Source organism: Jannaschia aquimarina (genome assembly GCF_000877395.1).
Classification (GTDB): domain Bacteria; phylum Pseudomonadota; class Alphaproteobacteria; order Rhodobacterales; family Rhodobacteraceae; genus Jannaschia; species Jannaschia aquimarina.
The window spans coordinates 54,179-72,913 of record NZ_JYFE01000020.1 but is presented as its reverse complement, the minus strand read 5'-3'; the positions used below and the strand labels follow the sequence as shown (position 1 = coordinate 72,913).

At 68.3% G+C, this 18,735-nt stretch carries 18 protein-coding genes; 5 read left to right on the top strand and 13 right to left on the bottom strand.

Going from position 1 to position 18,735, the window contains the following annotated elements; all coding sequences use genetic code 11:
• Positions 1-4: 4 nt before the first annotated feature.
• Positions 5-706 carry a DUF1194 domain-containing protein gene (locus tag jaqu_RS04715; protein ID WP_043917790.1) on the top strand — a complete coding sequence of 234 codons (702 nt, stop codon included), beginning with the start codon at positions 5-7 and terminating at the stop codon, positions 704-706.
• Positions 707-729: 23 nt separating this feature from the next.
• Here the strand turns inward: jaqu_RS04715 and jaqu_RS04710 are convergent, their stop codons facing one another.
• Positions 730-2,544, bottom strand: a complete 1,815-nt coding sequence (locus tag jaqu_RS04710) for an ABC-F family ATP-binding cassette domain-containing protein (protein WP_043917789.1) — start codon at positions 2,542-2,544, stop codon at positions 730-732.
• Positions 2,545-2,646: 102 nt separating this feature from the next.
• Positions 2,647-3,324 carry a GNAT family N-acyltransferase gene (locus jaqu_RS04705; RefSeq protein ID WP_043917788.1) on the bottom strand — a complete coding sequence of 226 codons (678 nt, stop codon included), beginning with the start codon at positions 3,322-3,324 and terminating at the stop codon, positions 2,647-2,649.
• An 81-nt stretch (positions 3,325-3,405) separates the two neighbouring features.
• Here jaqu_RS04705 and msrB point away from each other — a divergent pair, with 81 nt between their 5' ends.
• Together msrB and jaqu_RS04695 are read left to right on the top strand one after the other, a co-directional pair.
• Positions 3,406-3,810, top strand: a complete 405-nt coding sequence (msrB, locus tag jaqu_RS04700) for a peptide-methionine (R)-S-oxide reductase MsrB (RefSeq protein ID WP_043917787.1) — start codon at positions 3,406-3,408, stop codon at positions 3,808-3,810.
• A 76-nt stretch (positions 3,811-3,886) separates the two neighbouring features.
• On the top strand, positions 3,887-4,573 hold the full coding sequence (locus tag jaqu_RS04695) for a heme-dependent oxidative N-demethylase family protein (protein ID WP_089268394.1): 687 nt from the start codon (positions 3,887-3,889) through the stop codon (positions 4,571-4,573).
• Positions 4,574-4,618: 45 nt separating this feature from the next.
• Here jaqu_RS04695 and jaqu_RS04690 read toward each other — a convergent pair whose 3' ends face one another.
• The 3 genes from jaqu_RS04690 to jaqu_RS04680 all read right to left on the bottom strand — a co-directional run bounded on the left by jaqu_RS04690 (position 4,619) and on the right by jaqu_RS04680 (position 6,545).
• The gene (locus jaqu_RS04690; protein ID WP_043917786.1) at positions 4,619-5,044 is read right to left on the bottom strand and encodes a hypothetical protein; all 426 of its coding nucleotides are present in this window, start codon (positions 5,042-5,044) and stop codon (positions 4,619-4,621) included.
• 136 nt (positions 5,045-5,180) lie between these two features.
• Positions 5,181-5,630 carry an Lrp/AsnC family transcriptional regulator gene (locus jaqu_RS04685; RefSeq protein WP_043917785.1) on the bottom strand — a complete coding sequence of 150 codons (450 nt, stop codon included), beginning with the start codon at positions 5,628-5,630 and terminating at the stop codon, positions 5,181-5,183.
• A gap of 459 nt (positions 5,631-6,089) precedes the next feature.
• Entirely contained in the window at positions 6,090-6,545 is a 456-nt protein-coding gene (locus jaqu_RS04680) for an Lrp/AsnC family transcriptional regulator (protein WP_043917784.1), read from the bottom strand.
• Positions 6,546-6,677: 132 nt separating this feature from the next.
• On the opposite strand from jaqu_RS04680, the gene ilvC reads away from it, so the two are divergent.
• The gene (gene ilvC, locus jaqu_RS04675; RefSeq protein ID WP_043917783.1) at positions 6,678-7,700 is read left to right on the top strand and encodes a ketol-acid reductoisomerase; all 1,023 of its coding nucleotides are present in this window, start codon (positions 6,678-6,680) and stop codon (positions 7,698-7,700) included.
• Positions 7,701-7,752: 52 nt separating this feature from the next.
• On the opposite strand, the gene jaqu_RS21835 is transcribed toward ilvC, so the two are convergent.
• Positions 7,753-7,923 carry a hypothetical protein gene (locus jaqu_RS21835; RefSeq protein ID WP_169746086.1) on the bottom strand — a complete coding sequence of 57 codons (171 nt, stop codon included), beginning with the start codon at positions 7,921-7,923 and terminating at the stop codon, positions 7,753-7,755.
• Positions 7,924-8,077: 154 nt separating this feature from the next.
• On the opposite strand from jaqu_RS21835, the gene jaqu_RS04670 reads away from it, so the two are divergent.
• Positions 8,078-9,001 carry a DMT family transporter gene (locus tag jaqu_RS04670; protein WP_043917782.1) on the top strand — a complete coding sequence of 308 codons (924 nt, stop codon included), beginning with the start codon at positions 8,078-8,080 and terminating at the stop codon, positions 8,999-9,001.
• On the opposite strand, the gene glmM is transcribed toward jaqu_RS04670, so the two are convergent.
• From glmM to jaqu_RS04635, 7 genes are all read right to left on the bottom strand, one after another.
• A complete protein-coding gene (gene glmM, locus jaqu_RS04665; protein WP_043917781.1) occupies positions 8,998-10,338 on the bottom strand; it encodes a phosphoglucosamine mutase in 1,341 nt (446 codons plus the stop codon). The two genes, jaqu_RS04670 and glmM, sit on opposite strands and share 4 nt — an antisense overlap.
• Before the next feature lie 4 nt (positions 10,339-10,342).
• Positions 10,343-11,317 (bottom strand): dihydropteroate synthase, encoded by a 975-nt coding sequence (gene folP, locus jaqu_RS04660; RefSeq protein WP_043917780.1) that lies wholly within the window; start codon positions 11,315-11,317, stop codon positions 10,343-10,345.
• Entirely contained in the window at positions 11,314-12,153 is an 840-nt protein-coding gene (locus jaqu_RS04655; protein WP_043917779.1) for a dihydroneopterin aldolase, read from the bottom strand. The genes folP and jaqu_RS04655 overlap by 4 nt, the downstream gene beginning before the upstream one ends.
• 102 nt (positions 12,154-12,255) lie before the next feature.
• The gene (locus jaqu_RS22040; protein ID WP_052500777.1) at positions 12,256-12,948 is read right to left on the bottom strand and encodes a cell wall hydrolase; all 693 of its coding nucleotides are present in this window, start codon (positions 12,946-12,948) and stop codon (positions 12,256-12,258) included.
• 206 nt (positions 12,949-13,154) lie between these two features.
• Positions 13,155-15,695, bottom strand: a complete 2,541-nt coding sequence (locus tag jaqu_RS04645; protein WP_084629393.1) for a putative PEP-binding protein — start codon at positions 15,693-15,695, stop codon at positions 13,155-13,157.
• A 222-nt stretch (positions 15,696-15,917) separates the two neighbouring features.
• The gene (glyS, locus tag jaqu_RS04640; RefSeq protein ID WP_043917777.1) at positions 15,918-18,164 is read right to left on the bottom strand and encodes a glycine--tRNA ligase subunit beta; all 2,247 of its coding nucleotides are present in this window, start codon (positions 18,162-18,164) and stop codon (positions 15,918-15,920) included.
• Positions 18,164-18,703, bottom strand: a complete 540-nt coding sequence (locus tag jaqu_RS04635; protein ID WP_043917776.1) for a DUF6446 family protein — start codon at positions 18,701-18,703, stop codon at positions 18,164-18,166. Before jaqu_RS04635 ends, glyS begins: the two co-directional genes overlap by 1 nt.
• Positions 18,704-18,735: the final 32 nt, after the last annotated feature.

Below are 18,735 nucleotides of genomic sequence, written 5' to 3'. Positions count from 1 at the left end.
GCCCATGCGCCTTCTCTTCGCCCTCCTGATGTTCTGCGCCACACCGCTGCGGGCTCAGGACACCGATCTGGAACTCGTGCTGCTGGCCGATGCGTCCGGTTCGATCACCGAGGCCGAGATCCGCTTCCAGCGGCAGGGCTACGCCCAGGCGATCACCGATCCCGAGGTGCTGACCGCGATCCGCACGACGGCCTACGGGTCCATTGCGGTCACCTACGTGGAATGGGCGGCGAACCAGCAGGTCGTGGTCCCGTGGACCCGCATAGCCACCGCAGAGGATGCAGAGGCCTTCGCGGCAGCCCTGCTGGCGCCGCCACGCCAGGCCTTCGGGCGCAATGCCATCGGCGCGGCGCTTCTGCGGGGGCGCGACCTGATCGAGGGCAACGAGATCGACGGCTGGCGCAAGGTGATCGACTTCTCGGGCGACAGTCCCAACAGCTATTCCGGCCCGCCCGTCGCGGCGGCGCGGGACGAGGTGGTGGCGGCGGGGATCACCATCAACGCGCTGGCGATTCCGTCCGAGCGCTATGTCCGCAACGGGCGGAACACGCTGCCCGACATCTACCGCGACCGGATCATCGGCGGGTTCGGCGCCTTCGTCGAGGCGGCCGAGACCCGCGACGACTTCGCCGAGGCCGTGAAGCGCAAGCTCATCCTGGAAATCGCGGGTCCCGCGGGCCGCCCACGCGACGTGGCGGGGCGCTAGGCCCGCCACGTAACGCCCGGCCGTCAGCCCGCCTCGGCCCGTTCCGCCAAGGTCAGCCACTCCTCCTCGGCAGCCGACAGCGCGGCCTGACGCTCGGCCAGCATCTCGGTGGCCTTGCCGAACTTGACCGGGTCGCGGGCATAGAGGTCCGGCTCCGTCAGCAGCCCTTCCAGCTTGCCGATCTCCGCCTCCAGCCGCGCGATCACGTCGGGCAACTCGTCCAGCCGGTGGCTCTCGGTAAAGGACAGGCGCGCCCGCTGCGGCGCGGGTGCGGCCTCGGGCGCGCGGACAGGCTTCTGCGGCGCCTTGCGCTCCTCGGCGGTCTCGGGCGTCGGACGCTGCTCCAGATAGTCGCTCCACCCGCCCGCAAAGACGCCCCAGCGGCCGCGACCCAGCGGCGCGATCGTCCGATCCGCGATCCGGTCGACGAAATCCCGGTCGTGGCTCACCAGCAGGACCGTGCCGTCGAAGCCACCCAAGACGTCCTGCAACAGGTCCAGCGTCTCGACGTCCAGATCGTTCGTCGGCTCGTCCAGCACCAGCAGGTTCGAGGGCAGCGCCATGATCCGCGCCAGCAGAAGCCGCGCCTTCTCGCCGCCCGACAGCGACTTGACCTTGGCCTTCAGGCGCCGCTCGTCGAAGAGAAAGTCCTTCAGATACCCGGCTACATGCCGGGGCGCCCCCCGCACCATGACCTGATCGGAGGCCCCGCTGACTCCCAGTTGCGGATCCAGCGTCAGCGAGTCCCACAATGTCGCCTCCGGCTCCAGCGCGGCGCGGGTCTGGTCGAAGACGGCGACCTCCAGACTGGTGCCCAGCTTGACCGATCCTGCATCCGGCGCCTCGCGTCCGATCAGCAGGTTGACCAGCGTCGTCTTGCCCGCGCCGTTGGGTCCGACCAGCGCGATCCGCTCGCCGCGCATGACCCGCAGGTCGAAATCGCGCACGACCGCCGCGTCGCCGTAGGATTTCGACAGGCCCCGCGCCTCGATCACCCGCTTGCCCGCGCCGGGCGCGGCTTCCAGCTCCATCGCGGCGTTGCCCTGACGGCGGATCGCGGCGGCACGCTCGGCGCGCAGCTTGGCCAATTCGCGCAGACGGCCCTGATTGCGGGTCCGCCGCGCGCTGATGCCTTCGACGGCCCAGCGCGCCTCCTCCTTGATCTTGCGGTCCAGCTTGTGGGCGGCCAGATCCTCCTGCGCCCAGACCTCGTCGCGCCACGCCTCGAAATGGGCGAACCCCTTCTCCTGCCGGCGCACCGCACCCCGGTCGATCCAGAGCGTCGCGCGCGTCAGCGCCGTCAGGAACGCCCGGTCGTGAGAGATCAGGACATAGGCCGCCCGCGTCGCCTTCAGCTCCGCCTCCAGCCACTGGATCGCCTCGATATCCAGATGGTTCGTCGGCTCGTCCAGCAGCATCAGTTCCGGCGCTTCGGCCAGCAGGCGCGCCAGCGCCGCGCGCCGCCGCTCTCCGCCCGAGGCGCGCCCCGGCTCCCGGTCCAGCGTCAGCTTGAGCCCCTCGGCGGCGGCCTCGACCCGCCATTCGGTCCCCGCCTCCAGACCGGCCGTCGCGTAATCGCCCAACGTGGCGAAGCCCATCAGATCCGGATCCTGCTCCATGTAGCCGGTGCTGACGCCCTGCCCCAGGACGCGCGCGCCGCGATCCGGCTCCACCAGCCCGGCCATCACCTTCATCAGCGTCGACTTGCCCGACCCGTTCCGCCCGACCAGCGCGACCCGGTCCCCGGGTTGAACCACCAGCGACAGGTCGGCGAAGACCGGCTCTCCTCCGAAGGTGAGCGAAAGATCGGTGAGCTGCAAAAGGGGGGCACGGGCCATGAGGGCGCAGCTAGCGCAGGTCCCCGCTGGGCGCCAGCGCGCCCCGCACGCCTGCGGCCGGAAACGCGCGATCGGGCCGCCAGCCGCGGCCCACGGGCACGCTCACGCCGCCGCCAGCATCCCCCGCAGCAATCGCGCCCGCGCCACGGGGATCTCCCGCACCGGCAGCATGGCCAGCACATGCGTCGTCCCCAGGTCCCGGTCGACCACCGCATGGCCCGACACCGACGCTCCGAAGGCGAGGTAGAGCCGCAGCATCGGCGGGATCGCCCCGGCCCCCGCCGCCGGCAGGTCCGCGTTTTCCACGCCCGCGCGCCGCCCCGGCCCCCAGGGCGCCGCACGGTCCGCCAGACGACCCAGGGCAGGCGGCACCCGGCCGGGAAAGGACGCGCAGCCCCACAGCAACTCCGCCTCCCACCGATCCACCAGCCGGGCCAGCACCGCCAGCAGAAGGCGCGGCAGATCCGGCGCGCCATCGTCCAGGCAGACGCGACCCACTTCCACCGCCCGCCTGTAACGCGCGACCAGCGGCGTCACGTCGTAGGCCTGCGCCGAATAGCCGCGCGCCATCTCGGCCCCGTCCTGCGGGAAGAGCCTGGCATAGGCCGCCAGCCCCGCGGCCCCCTCCACCGTCAGATGCAACGCGGCGGCGTCGAAGGCATCGCGGTCCTCCGCCCCGCTCCGGAACCGTGCCGCCCGGAATGCATAGGCCGGCGCCAGCTCCGCACTGTCCGGCCGCAGGCGCACCCGCCATCCCCCGATGTTCCAATCCTCGTGCATCGCGCACTCCCAGAGGGCCGGGCTTGCAGCGCCCGGCACGGGCCTTAGATGCTCCCCGACCCGCAAAGGAAGGGGACCGAGATGGACAAGATCGTCAAGACCGAGGACGAGTGGCGCGCCCAGCTTGAGCCGGAGGCCTTCAAGGTCCTGCGCAAGCACGGCACCGAACGTGCCGGCACCCACGAGGACTTTCCCAAGGAACCCGGCACCTATCTCTGCAAGGGCTGCGGCGCCCCCCTCTTCGATCAGGCCCACAAGTTCGAAAGCGGCACCGGCTGGCCCAGCTTCTGGCAACCCGTCGACGGCGTTGAGGGCGAGCGCATCGAAGAGCAGGAGGACAATTCCTGGTTCATGCGCCGGACCGAAGTGCATTGCGCCCGCTGCGACGGCCATCTGGGCCACGTCTTCCCCGATGGCCCCCAGCCCACGGGTCTGCGCTACTGCATCAACGGCGTCGCGCTGGAGTTCGAACCTGAAAGCGACTGATCCCGCGCGCCCCATCCTGCAAAGCGCCCTGCCCGTCGCGCCCTGGACCGATCCGGCGCTTGCGCGGCTTCCGGGGATGCGGCCTGTCGAGGGATCCTGGGTCGTCACCGACGATGCCTATGCCGCCCAGATCGCCGAGAAGGCGCGCCTTCTGACCGCTCATCGCGACGCCCTGCTCCGGACCCGTCCGGGCAGCGAGGCGATCCAGACAGAGGCGATGGAGGCCGCCCTCGCCCATCTTCCCCGCGACGGCGAGAGCTTACTCACCCCCGACGGCCGCCGCGTCCCCCTTGGCCGGCCGCTCGACACGCTCGCCGCGACCGTGCAGGAAGACATTCTCCTCCTCGAACGGCAGGGCGACGAACATGTCCTCGTCGCGGGCCTCCTGTGCTTTCCCGCGTCCTGGACACTGGCCGAGAAGATGGGCAAACCGCTGCGCCGGATCCACGCCCCGGTTGCGGAATACGACGATGCGCTCGCTCAGAAGGTCCAGCGCCTCTTCGATCGCGCGCAGCCGGGGCGGCCGATATGGCGAATGAATGCCCTGGGCTACGCGGATCCGGCGCTGCACCAGCCCCGGACCGAAGCCGCCCCCAAGGTTCAGCCCGAGGCCGCGCGCTACCTGCGCTGCGAACGCCAGACGGTGCTGCGCCTGCCGCGCACCGGCGCGATCCTGTTCGCGGTTCACACCTATGTCGTGACACCGGACGCATTGACGTCCCACCAGCGGGCGACCTGCCCGGTCCCGCTCGCTGGGCTCTGAGCGGCAGTGGCGCCACGGACCCCGGTCCCGCGGCGCCTCGCGATATCAGATCAGCGAGCGCTTTCCGCCCACATCCCCGTTGCCGCGGAACAGGAAGAACAGACCGCCCGCCAGCAACATGCCCTGGAACTGCCAGCCGCTGAACGGCCCGAAATAAAGCAGCGCGATCACGCCGGCGACGACGACGGAAATGGCCAGACCGCCCAGACGGGTCAGCAGGTCGGTCATCCAGTTGTTGCGGACCAGACCGCCCAGAAGGATGGCCAGACCGCCCGCGATCTCGGCAAACGTCGCCAGGCCAAAAGCCCAGAGCGGCAGGCCGAACCCCGCCGCCTGCTCGGCAAAGGCCGGGATCTTGAACCAGCCCTGTTCGATGATGATGATCGCCAGGGGAATGCGAAGGAACCAGTCCGCGCTGCGGATGGTGGGCAGGCGTTCCGAGGCCTGCGCGATGGTGTCGAGGGATGCCATGGTCGATATCTCCAAAGCGTTCGGGTCGTTCTTTCGAGCTCTGTCTGATCTCGACCCTCGAGATGGGATCGGCCGCGTCCGCTCCAATGCCGCATCTTGTCGCAACCCGGCCTTTCAGCTGAGGCGTCGGCGGGATCTACAACGGTCCGGGCAAGCGCTCCTCGCTCAGCATGACGTTGGCCTCCACGTCGCCGACGCCCGGCAGCGCGAGGATCCGCCGTCGCAGGACGCGCTCGAAATCCGCGAGGTCGCGCGCCACGACCCGCAGCCGGTAATCGTACAGCCCCAGAACGTGCTCCACTCGCCTCACTTCGGGAATGGCGCTGACGGCGCGTTCGAAATCCTCCAGGCTGACACGGCCTTTCACGGCCAGCTTCACGCCCAGGAAAACGGTCACGCCGAAGCCCAGTTTCTCGAGGTCCAATGCCAGTTCCCGCCCCGCCAGGATGCCCGCCTTGCGCAGCCGGTCCAGCCGCCGCCACGTCGCCGCCTGGCTCAAACCCACGGCCCGGCCGACCGCCACGGTCGAGAGCGACGCATTCGCCTGCACCACCCGCAGGATCGCCCGGTCCAGATCGTCGATCATCGCGGCTGCCGCCCGATGCGCGGGTCAGACGGATCGGACCGGACATCGCGCCCGGCCCGATCCGACGAGAGGCTCCGCCTCTTATGCTTTCCGGAATATCTGCGGCAGGACGAAAGAGCGGGCTCAACCTCGGGACCCGACTGCCCCAAAGACATGGTCTCGACCCTCAAAGATGGCGGTGAGGCACGCCGGCGACCGACGAGGGCAACCCCCCGTCCTTCTTCGCTTTCAAAATATCCCGGAGAGCGCGAGAGGCAGAGCCTCTCGCCGGATCGCACGGGGCTCGATGCCCCGCGCGATCCGTCCTCCCGGACGGTCCGAATATGCGCAGAGCCCCGAACCGCATTCGATCTTGCGCCCGTGACGGGGTGGCTTGGCCACGCGGATCGTGCACCGCGTGTGCAGACGGGGGGTGCACAGGGGGTGAACAGGGGGTGCACAGGACGGGCTATGCGCCGCTCAAACAGGAAGGATCGCATCGGTCTTGACCCGCGCCACATGCATCAATGCCTCGATTTCCGCGATATGCGGCAGGGTCAGGATCCGGCTTCGATAGATCTCCTGCCAATCGTTCAGATTTCGGGCGACCACCGCCAGACGCACATCCACACGGCCCAGGAACGTCTGTATCTCAATGACTTCCGGAACCTTCCGGGCCGACGCGAGGAAGCCGTCCAGCGCCCGCGGATCCGACTTGTCGAGCGTGAAGCGCAGCGAGACCTCGACCCCGTGACCGGCGGCCCGCCAGTCGATCACCCCGTGCACGCCACGCAGGATCCCCGCTTCGCGCAATCCTTCGATCCGACGCGACACCACGGATTGCGACAGCCCGATTTCCTGCGCCAATTCAGTCACCTGAAGGTCCGGCTCCGCCTGCCAGCGGCGCAAGATCATCCTGTCGGTCGCGTCGAGCATGATCTATCCGTAAATGAGGCTATCAGCGAATAGTTACGTTGTCCCGATGGCAAAGGGAACCCGCCGCGCCCGTGGCCCTGACGGCCCCGCCCGGGTACATCCCGGCCATCCAATGAACCCGGAGGGACGAACATGCGCGTCTACTACGACCGCGACTGCGACGTGAACCTGATCAAGGACATGAAGGTCGCCATCCTCGGCTATGGCTCACAGGGCCATGCCCACGCTCTGAACCTGCGCGACTCGGGCGCCAAGAACGTCGTCGTGGCACTCCGCGAAGGCTCGCCCTCCCGCGCCAAGGCCGAGGGCGAGGGCCTGCAGGTCATGGGCATCGAAGAGGCCGCCGCGTGGTGCGACCTCATCATGTTCACCATGCCCGACGAGCTTCAGGCCGCGACATACAAGGCCCATGTTCACGACCACCTCAAAGAAGGCGCAGCGATCGCCTTCGCCCATGGCCTCAACGTTCATTTCGGCCTGATCGAGCCGAAAGAAGGTGTCGATGTCATCATGATGGCGCCCAAGGGCCCCGGCCATACTGTCCGCGGCGAATACCAGAAGGGCGGCGGCGTCCCCTGCCTCGTGGCCGTGCACAACGACGCGTCGGGCCGTGCCCTGGAGATCGGGCTCAGCTACTGCTCCGCCATCGGCGGTGGCCGCTCGGGCATCATCGAGACCAATTTCCGCGAGGAATGCGAGACCGATCTCTTCGGCGAGCAAGCGGTCCTGTGTGGCGGTCTCGTGGAACTGATCCGGATGGGCTTCGAGACCCTCGTTGAAGCGGGCTACGCCCCCGAGATGGCCTATTTCGAGTGCCTGCACGAAGTGAAGCTCATCGTCGACCTGATCTACGAAGGCGGCATCGCGAACATGAATTACAGCATCTCGAACACGGCGGAATACGGCGAATACGTCTCCGGCCCCCGTGTCCTGCCCTATGACGAGACGAAGGCCCGGATGAAGGCCATCCTGACCGACATCCAGACCGGCAAGTTCGTCCGTGACTTCATGACCGAGAACGCCGTGGGACAGCCTTTCTTCAAGGGAACGCGCCGGATAAACGACGCTCACCAGATCGAGGAGACGGGCGAGAAGCTGCGCGGCATGATGCCGTGGATTTCAGAAGGAAAGATGGTCGACAAGGCGCGGAACTGAGCCGCGCCGGACACACCATTGGGCGGGGCCCGCTGGGGCCCCGCTTTGCCTTTCAGACGTCGGCCGGAGTTCCGTGCGAGTCCTTGTCCGCCGCCAGCGTCGATTTGCGCGCGTTCGGATCGTCCATCCGCTTATGCACCTGTTCCTGGCTCCAGATGCCGAAGCCGACCACGGCGAGAAGCGTGAAGAAAGCGAGTGCGGGAAGAAGAAATTCGACGGACATTGGGGTCATCTCCTTTTTTCGGGGTTACCTCTGCAACGCGGAAGCACTGCCCCGGTTCCCCCAACGACCGCCTGCCCCGATGCGACCGAATAGCCCAAGGCGCCCCCGCAATGTCCGGGATGGGCGCCGCCGGGCTGATGCGCTAGCTGCGGCCATGGCCACGACCAACGACGCACCCGTTTCCGCCCCGACTGCCGCGAACTGGGCGTCCATCGCGACGCTCGGGCTGATCTGGGGCGGAACCTTCATGGTCGTGACCGTCGCCCTCCGAGGCTATGGGCCCGTGACCGTCGCCGCGGCGCGGACGACACTCGGAGCGATGGCGCTGGTCGGGCTCGCGCTTGCAATGGGGCGACCGCGACCGGACTGGTCCCGCAGCCTCGCCGCCTTCGTGATCGCGATCGGGGTCGCGACCGCAGCCCTGCCCTTCTTCCTGCTGAGCTGGGGGCAACAGCACGTGCCTTCGGCCTTCGCGGGGCTCAGCATGGCGGTGCTACCGCTCTTCGTGCTGCCGTTGGCCCATTGGCTGGTGCCGGGCGACCGGCTGACGCGCCGCAAGGCTTCGGGCTTCGCGCTGGGCCTGCTGGGCGCGCTGATCCTGCTGGGGCCCGGTACCCTCGCCGCACGATCTGGCGATCTGGAGGCATTGGGACGCCTGGCCTGCCTGACCGCGACCTTCAGCTATGCCTGCGGGTCGATCCTGACCCGCCGTTGTCCGCAGATTGACGGCGTTTGGCTTTCGGCCTGGACGCTGGTCGCGGGTGCCGTGATCCTGGTCCCGGCGATGCTGGCGACCGAGGGCATCCCGGGCATCGCGAGCGCCACGCCGATGGCCGCGATCGTATTCCTGGGCCTCCTGCCGACGGGCCTTGCCGCGCTGTTGAGGGTGAACGTGATCCGGAGCGCGGGACCGGGCTTCATGACCCTCGTCAATTATCAGGTGCCGCTCTGGTCGGTCCTGTTCGGGTGGGCAATTCTCGAAGAGGACCTGCCCCTCAGTTTCTTCGCGGCGCTCGGTCTGATCCTGACCGGGCTGGCCGTCAGCCAATGGACGACGTTGCGGGGACTGGTCCGTTAGGCCGCCCGTTCGACCGCGCCCGCGACCTCGGCCACAACGTCCTGCAGCAGGCCCTCATCCTCGCATTCGGCCATGACACGGATCAGCGGCTCGGTCCCGCTGGCGCGGATCAGAAGGCGGCCCTGCCCCTTTAGGCGGTCTTCGGCGGCGGCGATTGCAGCCTTCACCTCGGTCGCATCCAGAGGCCGGGCGCCATCGGCATAGCGGACATTGGTCAGCTTCTGCGGCACCGGCTCGAAGCTGTGCATCAGATCGGCGGCGGCGCGGCCCGTGCGGACCATCTCGGCGGCGAATTGCAGGCCCGCGATCAGGCCGTCGCCCGTCGTCGCATAGTCGGTCATCACGATATGGCCCGACTGCTCTCCGCCGAGGTTGAAGCCCCCGGTTCGCATCTCTTCGACCACGTAGCGGTCGCCGACCCGGGTGCGATGGAGGTCGATCCCCCGTCCATTCACGAACCGCTCCAGTCCCAGATTGGACATGACCGTCGCGACCAGCGCGGGTCCCTTAAGGCGCCCCTCTTCGGCCCACCGCACCGCGAACAGGGCCATGATCTGATCGCCATCGGCCACGCGGCCCTGCGCGTCCAGGATCATCACCCGGTCCGCATCCCCATCGAGCGAGATGCCCAGATCGGCTCCCGCCTCGCGCACGGTGGCGGCACAGGCCTCCGGATGGGTCGAGCCCACGCCGTCGTTGATGTTATGGCCGTCGGGCGAGACCCCGACCGGGATCACGGTCGCGCCCAATTCGGACAGAACGTCCGGTGCGGCACGATACGACGCGCCGTTGGCGCAATCCACGACGATCTTCAGCCCATCCAGCGACATGCCCGTCGGGATCGTGGTCTTGACATATTCGACGTAGCGGCCGCGGCCGTCGTCGATGCGCTTGGCCCGGCCGATATTGCGCGCCTGCGCCAGACGGACGCCGTCGCGGACCATCGCCTCGATCTCGGCCTCGGCCTCGTCCGACAGCTTGAACCCGTCGGGCCCGAAGAACTTGATCCCGTTATCCTCGGCGGGGTTGTGGCTGGCCGAGATCATGACCCCCAGATCCGCCCGCATCGACCGCGCCAGCAAACCCACGGCCGGGGTCGGCACGGGCCCCAGTAGCAGCACGTTCATCCCGGTCGAGGTCAGCCCCGCCGTCAGCGCGTTTTCCAGCATGTAGCCCGAGAGGCGCGTGTCCTTGCCGATCACCACCCGGTGGCCCGCCCCGTCGCCCTCTCGGCGGAAGTACCGCCCGGCGGCCGCACCCAGCCGCAGCGCCATCTCGGCGGTCATGTTGCCCTGGTTCGCGCGCCCGCGCACGCCATCGGTTCCGAATAGGCCCATCGCCCTACTCCTCTGCCCGGTGCACCGCATTCCAAAGCGCAAGGCCCTGCGCGATCTCCGCCACGTCGTGAACCCGGTGCCACTGAACCCCTTGTGACACGGCATGCAGGGTCAAGGCCAGTGTTCCCGGCATCCGCGCATTCACCTGCGGCGCCGCGCCGATCCGTCCGATGAATCCCTTGCGAGAGACCCCAAGCAGCAGGGGCACGCCCAGGCCGTGAAAGATCGGCAGCGCCCGCAGGAGCGCGAGGTTATGCGCCTCCGTCTTGCCGAAGCCGATCCCCGGATCGGCGACGAGCCTGCTTCTCTGGATACCCGCAGCAATCGCCGTTGCGATACGATCCTCGAGGAAATCATAGACATCGAGAACGACGTTCGCGTAACTTGGCGCCTCCTGCATCGTCGCCGGATCGAAGGGCCCGTGCATCAGGCAGAGGGCCGCGTCGCTCTCTGCCACCACGGGCAACATGTCCGGATCGAAGGTCCCGCCGGAGACGTCGTTGACCATGGCCGCCCCCGCCGCGATCGCCGCCCGGGCCACCTGCGCCTTGCGCGTGTCGATGCTGGTCGTGCGGTCCATGAGCGCGGCAAAGGCCGGGGCGACGCGCGCCGCTTCCTCTTCGACAGGAACCTCCGTGGCGCCGGGGCGCGTGCTCTCTCCGCCCACGTCCAGCAGATCCGCCGCCCCCATCCTGTCCGCCGCCTCGCGCACCGCATCTGCGCCGGTGAGCCACCCACCATCCGAAAAGCTGTCGGGCGTCACGTTCAGGATCCCCATCAGCCGCGGCCGATCCGTCGCATGTCCGGCCACGGGGGGGCGCGGAGAGGTCAGACGCTCCAGCAGACCGGCAGGCACATCCTCCGCTCGGACGATCTCCGACGGACCGTCCCGACGGACCAGACGCGCGTGTGAAAACCGCGCCCAACCCCCGGCGAGGCGCAGCCCGTCGGCAGAGACCAGCGGCAACGCGTAGGTCACGCGCCCTCCAGCCCCTTCGCGTCGAACTCGGCAGCGAACCAGCGGGCCAGCGTCGCCGGCGCGACGTCAACCGGGGGATCCGTCGCATCCAGCACGATCCGCGAGGGCGCCCAGACCGTCAGGGGGCGCGTCCGCAGGGCGTGGTCGATCTCCGTCCGGCTTGCGACGACCACACAACGCGGATCCCGCGCCGCAAGCTGCCATGCGGCGGTCTCGAGGGCCAAGAGGTCGATCCGGCGTTGTGCGGCCGGATGCGCGGCGCGGGACACCGGGTCCGTCGGCGCGCAAAGGATCACCGTCGGACCGGCTTCGGCCAGTGCGTCGAGTTGCGCCGTCAGGGCGCCGTCGTCCAAGGCGCCCGGCTCCAGCAGGGCGACATGGGGGTGCGGCGCCGGATCGTCGTCGGGCGGGGCCGTATCGGCGCGAGAGCGGACGATCTCGACTCCCAGCGCGTGCGGACCGCGATCCAGCTTCTCGATCCGCACGAACGTGCGCGCCGCCTGCTCGTGGATCAGGACGCGCGCCGCGATCCGCTCGGCCAAGGTCTCCAGCAGGTTCAGCCGCTCGGCGGCCAGTTCGATGTCGATCGCCTCGATCAGGGTGTCGTAGGACAGGATGCCGTCCACATCGTCCTCGGCCACCGCCTCGCGGGCGGGCGCGACCTCGGCCACGATATCGAAGCGCAGCCGCTGCGACGTCCCGCGCTCTTCCTGAAAGGCACCGATCTCGACGAGGCGAACATGATCGCGCAACGAGATGCGGTCGAGCGCGTCGCCCGAAGCCCGCGCCCGGTCGAGCGGAGCGGCAAAGGCGAGGCGCAGGGCGGCGTCGGACATGGGGCCTCCGGGGCTGGTCGTCCCGGGTTCATCACGGACGGGGGAAAAGAAAAACCCCCGGCGCGGCGCACCGGGGGTCTTTCACGTCATAGGATGGCCCGATCAGGCGCCGGGCAACTGCTTGTAGAAGATGTGGGTACCGACCTGAGCCGTGCGCGGATAGACCTTGGCCCAGTACGGGTCGACGTAATCCGCGTGATAATGCGTGGCATCGGCCGTCAGGCTGCGCGGCGCGCCGTCGATCATCGCGCGCGCGATCTTGCCCGCACGGTCCCAGGCCCGCTTTTCGGTCACCTGTTCGGGAATGCCGTCGCAGGTATAGCTGAACTGACAGGCATGCAGCCGGCCCGTCCCTTGGTTGACGACCTTGCAGATCGTGTCCGGGTAACGCTGGCTGTCGACTCTGTTGAGGATCACTTCGGCGACCGCGACCTGCCCGGGGACCGGTTCGCCCCGCGCTTCGAAATAGATCGCCTCGGTCAGGCAGCGCCATTCGCCATTGCCGACCGCGCGCGGCAGACGGTCCAGCGCGGCGCGATCCATCGGCACGCCCGTATCCTTACGAGCCGAAACCTTCCCCTTCCAGCTTCCAAGCGGCTGCGCGCCGACAGAGATCGACCCGGCGCCTTCGTTACCAACCAAGGCGGCGACCCGTTCGAACGCGCGGACCTCGACCGCCCCGAGCGATTTGTCAGCCTGTCCGACCGATGCAGGAAAGAGAGATTGTGCCTGACCTGTAACCGGCACAAACGAACCGAACACGGCCAACAGGGCCGCGGCGATTTTCGTACGCATAGTGACTTCCCATCCGTTCCGGACAGCGACGGTCTAGCTTCTAGGCTTTTCGGAACCGTTAACTGTCCACCCCATTTGTCTATGGCCGGGGATCTGCCAACGGGCTGGCGGATGTGCAACACGTCGACCGAATTGGTTCCGGAAACAATTTACATCCTACAGGCGAATATCTGCGAAAATCCGCGCAGAAAGCCTGAGGGTCGGCATCAATCTGCCTGCGACCGTTCGCCCCCCTTGGCAAGAATCGTGGCTTGCGCGGCCGACAATTTGGCAATCGGGACCCGGAACGGAGAGCAGGAGACGTAGTCGAACCCGGCAAATCGGCAGAAGGCCACCGATTCCGGATTGCCACCATGCTCTCCACACAGGGCGAGCGTGACATCCGGGCGGGCCTCGCGACCCCGGCGCGCGCCCAAGAGCAGCAACTCGCCGACCCCGTCCACGTCGAGCGTCTGAAACGGATCCTCTTGGAACACCCCTTCGTTGACGTAGGCCGACATGAAACGTCCCGCATCGTCCCGCGACAGCCCGTAGGTCATCTGCGTCAGGTCATTCGTGCCGAAGCTCAGGAAGGACGCACCCTCGACGATCTCGGCCGCCCGCAAGGCGGCGCGCGGCGTCTCGACCATGACGCCCAGCCGGTACTCGACCACCGCCCTTCGCTCGCGCCGGACGGCGGCCGCGATCGCCTCGATCCTGCGGCCGACCAATTCGACCTCCCGCCGGGCGGTCACGAGGGGGATCATGATCTCGGGCACGACCTTCGCGCCATTCTGCATGGCATCCGCCGTCGCCTCGAAGATCGCACGGGCCTGCATGTCGTAGATCTCGGGCACGGACACGCCCAGCCGGACGCCCCGCATCCCCAGCATCGGGTTATATTCCTGCAGCGACCGGATACGCCGCTTCACCTCCGATAGAGGCCGATCCAGCGCTTCGGCCAGGGCGCGCATCCCCTCGCCTTCGGCTGGCAGGAACTCATGCAGAGGTGGATCCAGCAACCGGATCGTGACCGGCAGACCGTCCATGAGTTGGAAAAGCTCGGTGAAATCCGCCCGCTGCATCGGCAAAAGGCGGGCCAGAGCGGCTTCGCGGTCGCGGGCATTCTCCGCCAAGATCATCTCGCGCACGACCGTCAGGCGCGCGGGATCGAAGAACATGTGCTCCGTCCGGCACAGGCCGATCCCGTCTACGCCGAAACGCCGGGCCAGCGTCGCATCCGCGACCGTGTCCGCGTTCGCCCGCACGCCGATGTCGCGGATCTGGTCGGACCACGCCATCAGGTCGGCGAAGGGCCCGCCAAGCTGCGGCTCCTGCATAGCGACGACGCCGCGCAGGACCTCTCCGGTCGCGCCGTCCAACGTGATCTCGTCCCCCGCCTGCAACTTCAGGCCGCCGGGGAAGATGACCGTGCCCTTCCGCTCGTCCACGCGGATCGACGTGGCCCCAGCGACGCAGGGCAGCCCCAGACCCCGGGCGATCACCGCGGCGTGGCTGGTAATGCCACCGCGTTCGGTCAGGACGCCATCGGCGGCGTGCATGCCGCGCACGTCGTCCGGCGTCGTTTCGCGTCGGATCAGGATGCAGGGCTCATCCCGCGCCAGAGCCGCCTGCGCGGCCGCGCTGTCTAAGACGATCCGGCCTGAGGCCGCGCCCGGGCTGGCGGCGATCCCGTTGGCCAGCAGGTCACGTGCCACGCCCGGCGCGATCTGCCGGTGCAACAGGCGCGCCAGCGTGGCCGGGGTCACCCGCTCGACGGCTTCGGCGCGCGGGATGATGCCGTCGCGCGCCAGCGCCGTGGCGATCGCGACCGAGGCGCGCGCATCGCGCGGACAGCGCACCGCGTCCAGAATGTGCAGGCGCCCCTGGTCGATCGTGAACTCGATCTGCATCTCTTCGCGCAGGCGCGTGCGGCAGGCGGCCCCGGCCTCCACCAGCTCGGCAAAGACCTCCGGCAGCAATTCCTCCAGCGACGGCCCGCGCGGGTCGCGCCGCAGAAACAGCGCATCCGCCTTGTGCAGCGCATCTCGCCCAAGGGCCTGCCCCAGATAACGGCCTGTAATCTGCGGCTCTCCGGTCTCGGGGTCGACGAACTGGATCACGCCGGAACCCGACTGTCCCGCCCCCATCCCCTGCGCCATCCGTTGCACGACGAGACCGAGCCCGGCATCGACCGGCGCGCCTTGCGCCTCGCGCAGCAGCCGCGCGCTCGTGCCTTCCCAGGCCCGCGCCATGGAACGCAGGACGGCGGCAAGCTGGTCGCGGATGTCCTGCGGAAACGGCTCGTCCGCCTCTTCCTCGTAGAGCGCCCGCGCCTTCGCCGGGTCCTCGACACCTTCGAAAGGGTCCTCGTCCAGGCGCATGACCTCGGTGGCGAAGGTCCGGATGAAGCGCAGATAGGCCGCATCGGCCGCATCGTGGCCCAGCGTGTTCGACAGGATGGCGTGGGCGGCGTCGTTCATCCCGATGCCCAGCACCGCGCCCGGCCCGCCCCAATCCGGCGTCTCCGAGGATGAACGGACCGACAACAGCATCGGTTGCCCGTCAAAGAGGCTCAACAGGGTCGAGAGATCGGGCAGGTCGCCCTCCGCGATGGCCCGGACCGTGTCGAAGGCGATGGCGACCGTCGGCGGCACCGGCAGATCCATGCGGATCAGCCGCTGGAGGCACTTGGCCCGACGCCCATGACGGCCCGCCGCGATGTCGGCGGTCGACGTGATCTCGGTAAAGCCGGGCGTGTCGAGCATATCTGGTCCTCGCAACTGCAGCATAGCATGATGCCGCAGTGCGGCAATAGCGCTAAAATGCCACGGTGTCGTTAACCGATCCTCTCTAGCGCCCCAAACACCGACTTTTGTGCCGGCCCGATCTCTGCACCGGCGGGTCGGAAGGACCACATGTCGGGGCGCATCCCGGCAGCCAGCACACCGGCGCGACGGGATGCAGACAGGCGTGCCGGGCCTGGCCTGCTATGCCTCCACCCGGCTCAGATCGGCGATGCTCTCGCAGGTCCGCACGATCTGACTCAGCAGGTTCAGGCGGTTGCGGCGCACGACCTGGTTTTCGGCATTCACCTGCACGGCCTCGAAGAACGCGTCGATGGGCGCGCGCAGATGGGCGAGGCCGGACATCGCCGTCTCGTACTCCTCGGCCTTGAGGGCCGCGTCGATCCGGGGCTGCGCCTCTTCCAGCGCGGCGAAAAGCGCGCGCTCCTCCTCGGTCTCGGCCAGCTTGGCCTCGCCGCCATAGGAATATTCAACGCCGTCCGCCTCTTCGGCCTGGGTGAGAATGTTCTTCGCCCGCCGGTAGCCTTGCACAAGATTCTCGCCTTCCGGCGTCGCCAGAAACGCGTTCAGAGCCCGCGCCCGCGCCACGAGATCGGCCAGATCGTCCGTCCGATCCCCCGTCAGACAGGCGTCGATCACGTCGTGCCGGACGCCCTCCTCACGAAGATGAACCTTGAGGCGATCGTGGAGGAAGGAGAGGAGGTCGTCGGCTAATTGAATCCCGCGTTTGACATCGGTTCGACGCTGTGTCGGCGGAGCGTGTATACCCGCACGCTCTTGAATAATCTCTTCAGCTCGATCAGCGAAATTGGCGAGGAGTTCATCATCGATCTTGTTGGCGAGTAGTTCGAACGCTTCGTGGACTCCATCAAAGCTTTGGTCTGCCATGAGGCGTCCGACACTTTTCGCGGAATGCATGAAGATAAGATCACGTAGTGGCGGACCAAAGCGTAGCTGCTTCTCCAATACGACACGAATAACCCCCAGCGCCGCCCGCCGCAGCGCGTAGGGGTCCTTGCTCCCTGTGGGCTTCTCGTCGATCGCCCAAAAGCCCGTCAGCGTGTCCAGCTTGTCCGCCAGCGCCACGGCCACGCTCACCGGCTCGGTCGGGACGTCGTCGGAAGGCCCCAGTGGCGCGCGGTGGCCGCGGGCGGCGTCCGCAACTTCGTCCGCTTCGCCCGCCTCAAGGGCATAATAGCGGCCCATGATGCCCTGCAATTCGGGGAACTCGTAGACCATCTCCGAGGCGAGGTCGGCCTTGGCCAGCCGCGCCGCGCGCTCCGCCTGGTCGGGGTCGGCCCCGACCGACGGCGCGATTTCCCGCGCCAGCGCCGCGATGCGCTCGATCTGGTCGGCGACGCTGCCCAGCTTGGCGTGGAAGGTAACGGAGCTCAGCTTCTCCAGCCACTCGCCCATCCCCGCGCGCGCCACGCGCAGGTCGTTCTCCCAGAAGAACGCCGCATCGGCCAGCCGCGCCGAGAGGACCCGCGAATTGCCGTCCAGGATCAGGGCACCATCATCCGCCGTCTCGCGGTTGGCGACTGTGACGAAGCGGACGATCCGCCCGGCCTTGTCGCGCACCGAAAAGAACTTCTGATGCTCCTTCATCGAGGTCCGCAGCACCTCGGGCGGCAGCGACAGGAATGCCTCGCCGATCCGACCCATCAGGACGACCGGCCATTCCACCAGCCCCGCCACCTCGGCCAGAAGGCTTTTGTCCTCGACCACCTCCAGGCCGGCGGCAAAGGCACGGTTCGTCGCCTCCTGCCAGATCGCCTCGGCCCGTTCCTCAGCCGACAGGATGACGTGGCCGCGCTTCAACTTCGCCTCGTAATCGTCGAAGGACGCGACAGAAAACGCACCCGGCGCCATGAAGCGATGGCCCTCGGTCACGTCGCCCGCCTCGATCCTGTCGACCGTCAAGGGGACGACGCGCGCACCCTCCTCGTCGGTCAGGATGCAAAGGATCCGCCGGAGGGGCCGGACCCAGCGCAGACTGCCCGCCCCCCAGCGCATCGATTTGGGCCAAGGAAAATCGCGGATCGTCCGCTCCAGCACCTCGGCCACGATCTCGGCGGCGGGGCGGCCGGGCTTCGTGATCCGGGCCATCAGGAAGGTGCCCTTCTTCTCTTCGACCTCGGTCAGATCCTCGCGCGCGAGCCCGGTGGACCGCAGAAAGCCCTCGATCGCCTTCTCGGGTGCATCCACCCGGGGGCCGCGCCGCTCCTCGGTGGTGGTCGGGCTTTCGGCGGTCAGGCCTTGCACCGACAGCGCCAGACGCCGGGGCGTGGCATGGGCCACCGCCCCCTCATAGGTCAGCCCGGCCTCGACCAGCCCGTCGGTCATCAGACGCTTGAGGTCAGCGGCGGCCTTCGACTGCATCCGCGCGGGGATCTCTTCGGAAAAGAGTTCGATCAGCAGATCGGGCATCAGAGGCTCCCCTCGACGAGTGGGGTGAAGGTCTCGCGGTCGGGACAGGCCGGCCCCAGCGGGGAGCCGTCATAGGCGCGGTCGCCGCAATCGTTGAGCTCGTGCCAGGCCCAGCCGCGCCCGTCGGGGGCCAGCGCCACGATCCGGTCCACCCCGTACGCCACGTTGGGATAGGCGGTGTAGGCCCGCGCGCCGCCCTCCTCCAAGAGCGCCCCGATGGCGGCTGCATCGAAGCAATCGAACCATCCGGGCGCGACCGTTGGGGCCACGCCCTCGCGCCGCTCGGCCGGCAGGGTGTCGGCCAACGCGCCCGTGTCGAGGCCGTGGGTGAAGCAGGCGCGGAAGCCCAGCGGCGAGGAGGCGGAGCGGATCGCGCTCACATCGCTGGCCGGCAGCATCATCAGGTCTTGGCCCTCGGCCAGCGTCAGCGTGACGGGCCCCTCGACCGGTGCCCAAAAGGCCCATGTCTGGGTATACCAGATGCCCACGCCGCCCAAGATGGCGGTTGCCAGCAGAAGAATGACGACGACCTTGCCCAATACCGACCCCTGTTCCTGTCCGCGCGCCGGGT

Bases quoted from the DNA above. Each gene is read 5' to 3' on its own strand.
- jaqu_RS04715 (WP_043917790.1), top strand. From the start codon at position 5: ATGCGCCTTCTCTTCGCCCTCCTGATGTTCTGCGCCACACCGCTGCGG.
- jaqu_RS04710 (WP_043917789.1), bottom strand. From the start codon at position 2,544: ATGGCCCGTGCCCCCCTTTTGCAGCTCACCGATCTTTCGCTCACCTTC.
- jaqu_RS04705 (WP_043917788.1), bottom strand. From the start codon at position 3,324: ATGCACGAGGATTGGAACATCGGGGGATGGCGGGTGCGCCTGCGGCCG.
- msrB (WP_043917787.1), top strand. From the start codon at position 3,406: ATGGACAAGATCGTCAAGACCGAGGACGAGTGGCGCGCCCAGCTTGAG.
- jaqu_RS04695 (WP_089268394.1), top strand. From the start codon at position 3,887: ATGCGGCCTGTCGAGGGATCCTGGGTCGTCACCGACGATGCCTATGCC.
- jaqu_RS04690 (WP_043917786.1), bottom strand. From the start codon at position 5,044: ATGGCATCCCTCGACACCATCGCGCAGGCCTCGGAACGCCTGCCCACC.
- jaqu_RS04685 (WP_043917785.1), bottom strand. From the start codon at position 5,630: ATGATCGACGATCTGGACCGGGCGATCCTGCGGGTGGTGCAGGCGAAT.
- jaqu_RS04680 (WP_043917784.1), bottom strand. From the start codon at position 6,545: ATGCTCGACGCGACCGACAGGATGATCTTGCGCCGCTGGCAGGCGGAG.
- ilvC (WP_043917783.1), top strand. From the start codon at position 6,678: ATGCGCGTCTACTACGACCGCGACTGCGACGTGAACCTGATCAAGGAC.
- jaqu_RS21835 (WP_169746086.1), bottom strand. From the start codon at position 7,923: ATGTCCGTCGAATTTCTTCTTCCCGCACTCGCTTTCTTCACGCTTCTC.
- jaqu_RS04670 (WP_043917782.1), top strand. From the start codon at position 8,078: ATGGCCACGACCAACGACGCACCCGTTTCCGCCCCGACTGCCGCGAAC.
- glmM (WP_043917781.1), bottom strand. From the start codon at position 10,338: ATGGGCCTATTCGGAACCGATGGCGTGCGCGGGCGCGCGAACCAGGGC.
- jaqu_RS04655 (WP_043917779.1), bottom strand. From the start codon at position 12,153: ATGTCCGACGCCGCCCTGCGCCTCGCCTTTGCCGCTCCGCTCGACCGG.
- jaqu_RS22040 (WP_052500777.1), bottom strand. From the start codon at position 12,948: ATGCGTACGAAAATCGCCGCGGCCCTGTTGGCCGTGTTCGGTTCGTTT.
- jaqu_RS04645 (WP_084629393.1), bottom strand. From the start codon at position 15,695: ATGCTCGACACGCCCGGCTTTACCGAGATCACGTCGACCGCCGACATC.
- glyS (WP_043917777.1), bottom strand. From the start codon at position 18,164: ATGCCCGATCTGCTGATCGAACTCTTTTCCGAAGAGATCCCCGCGCGG.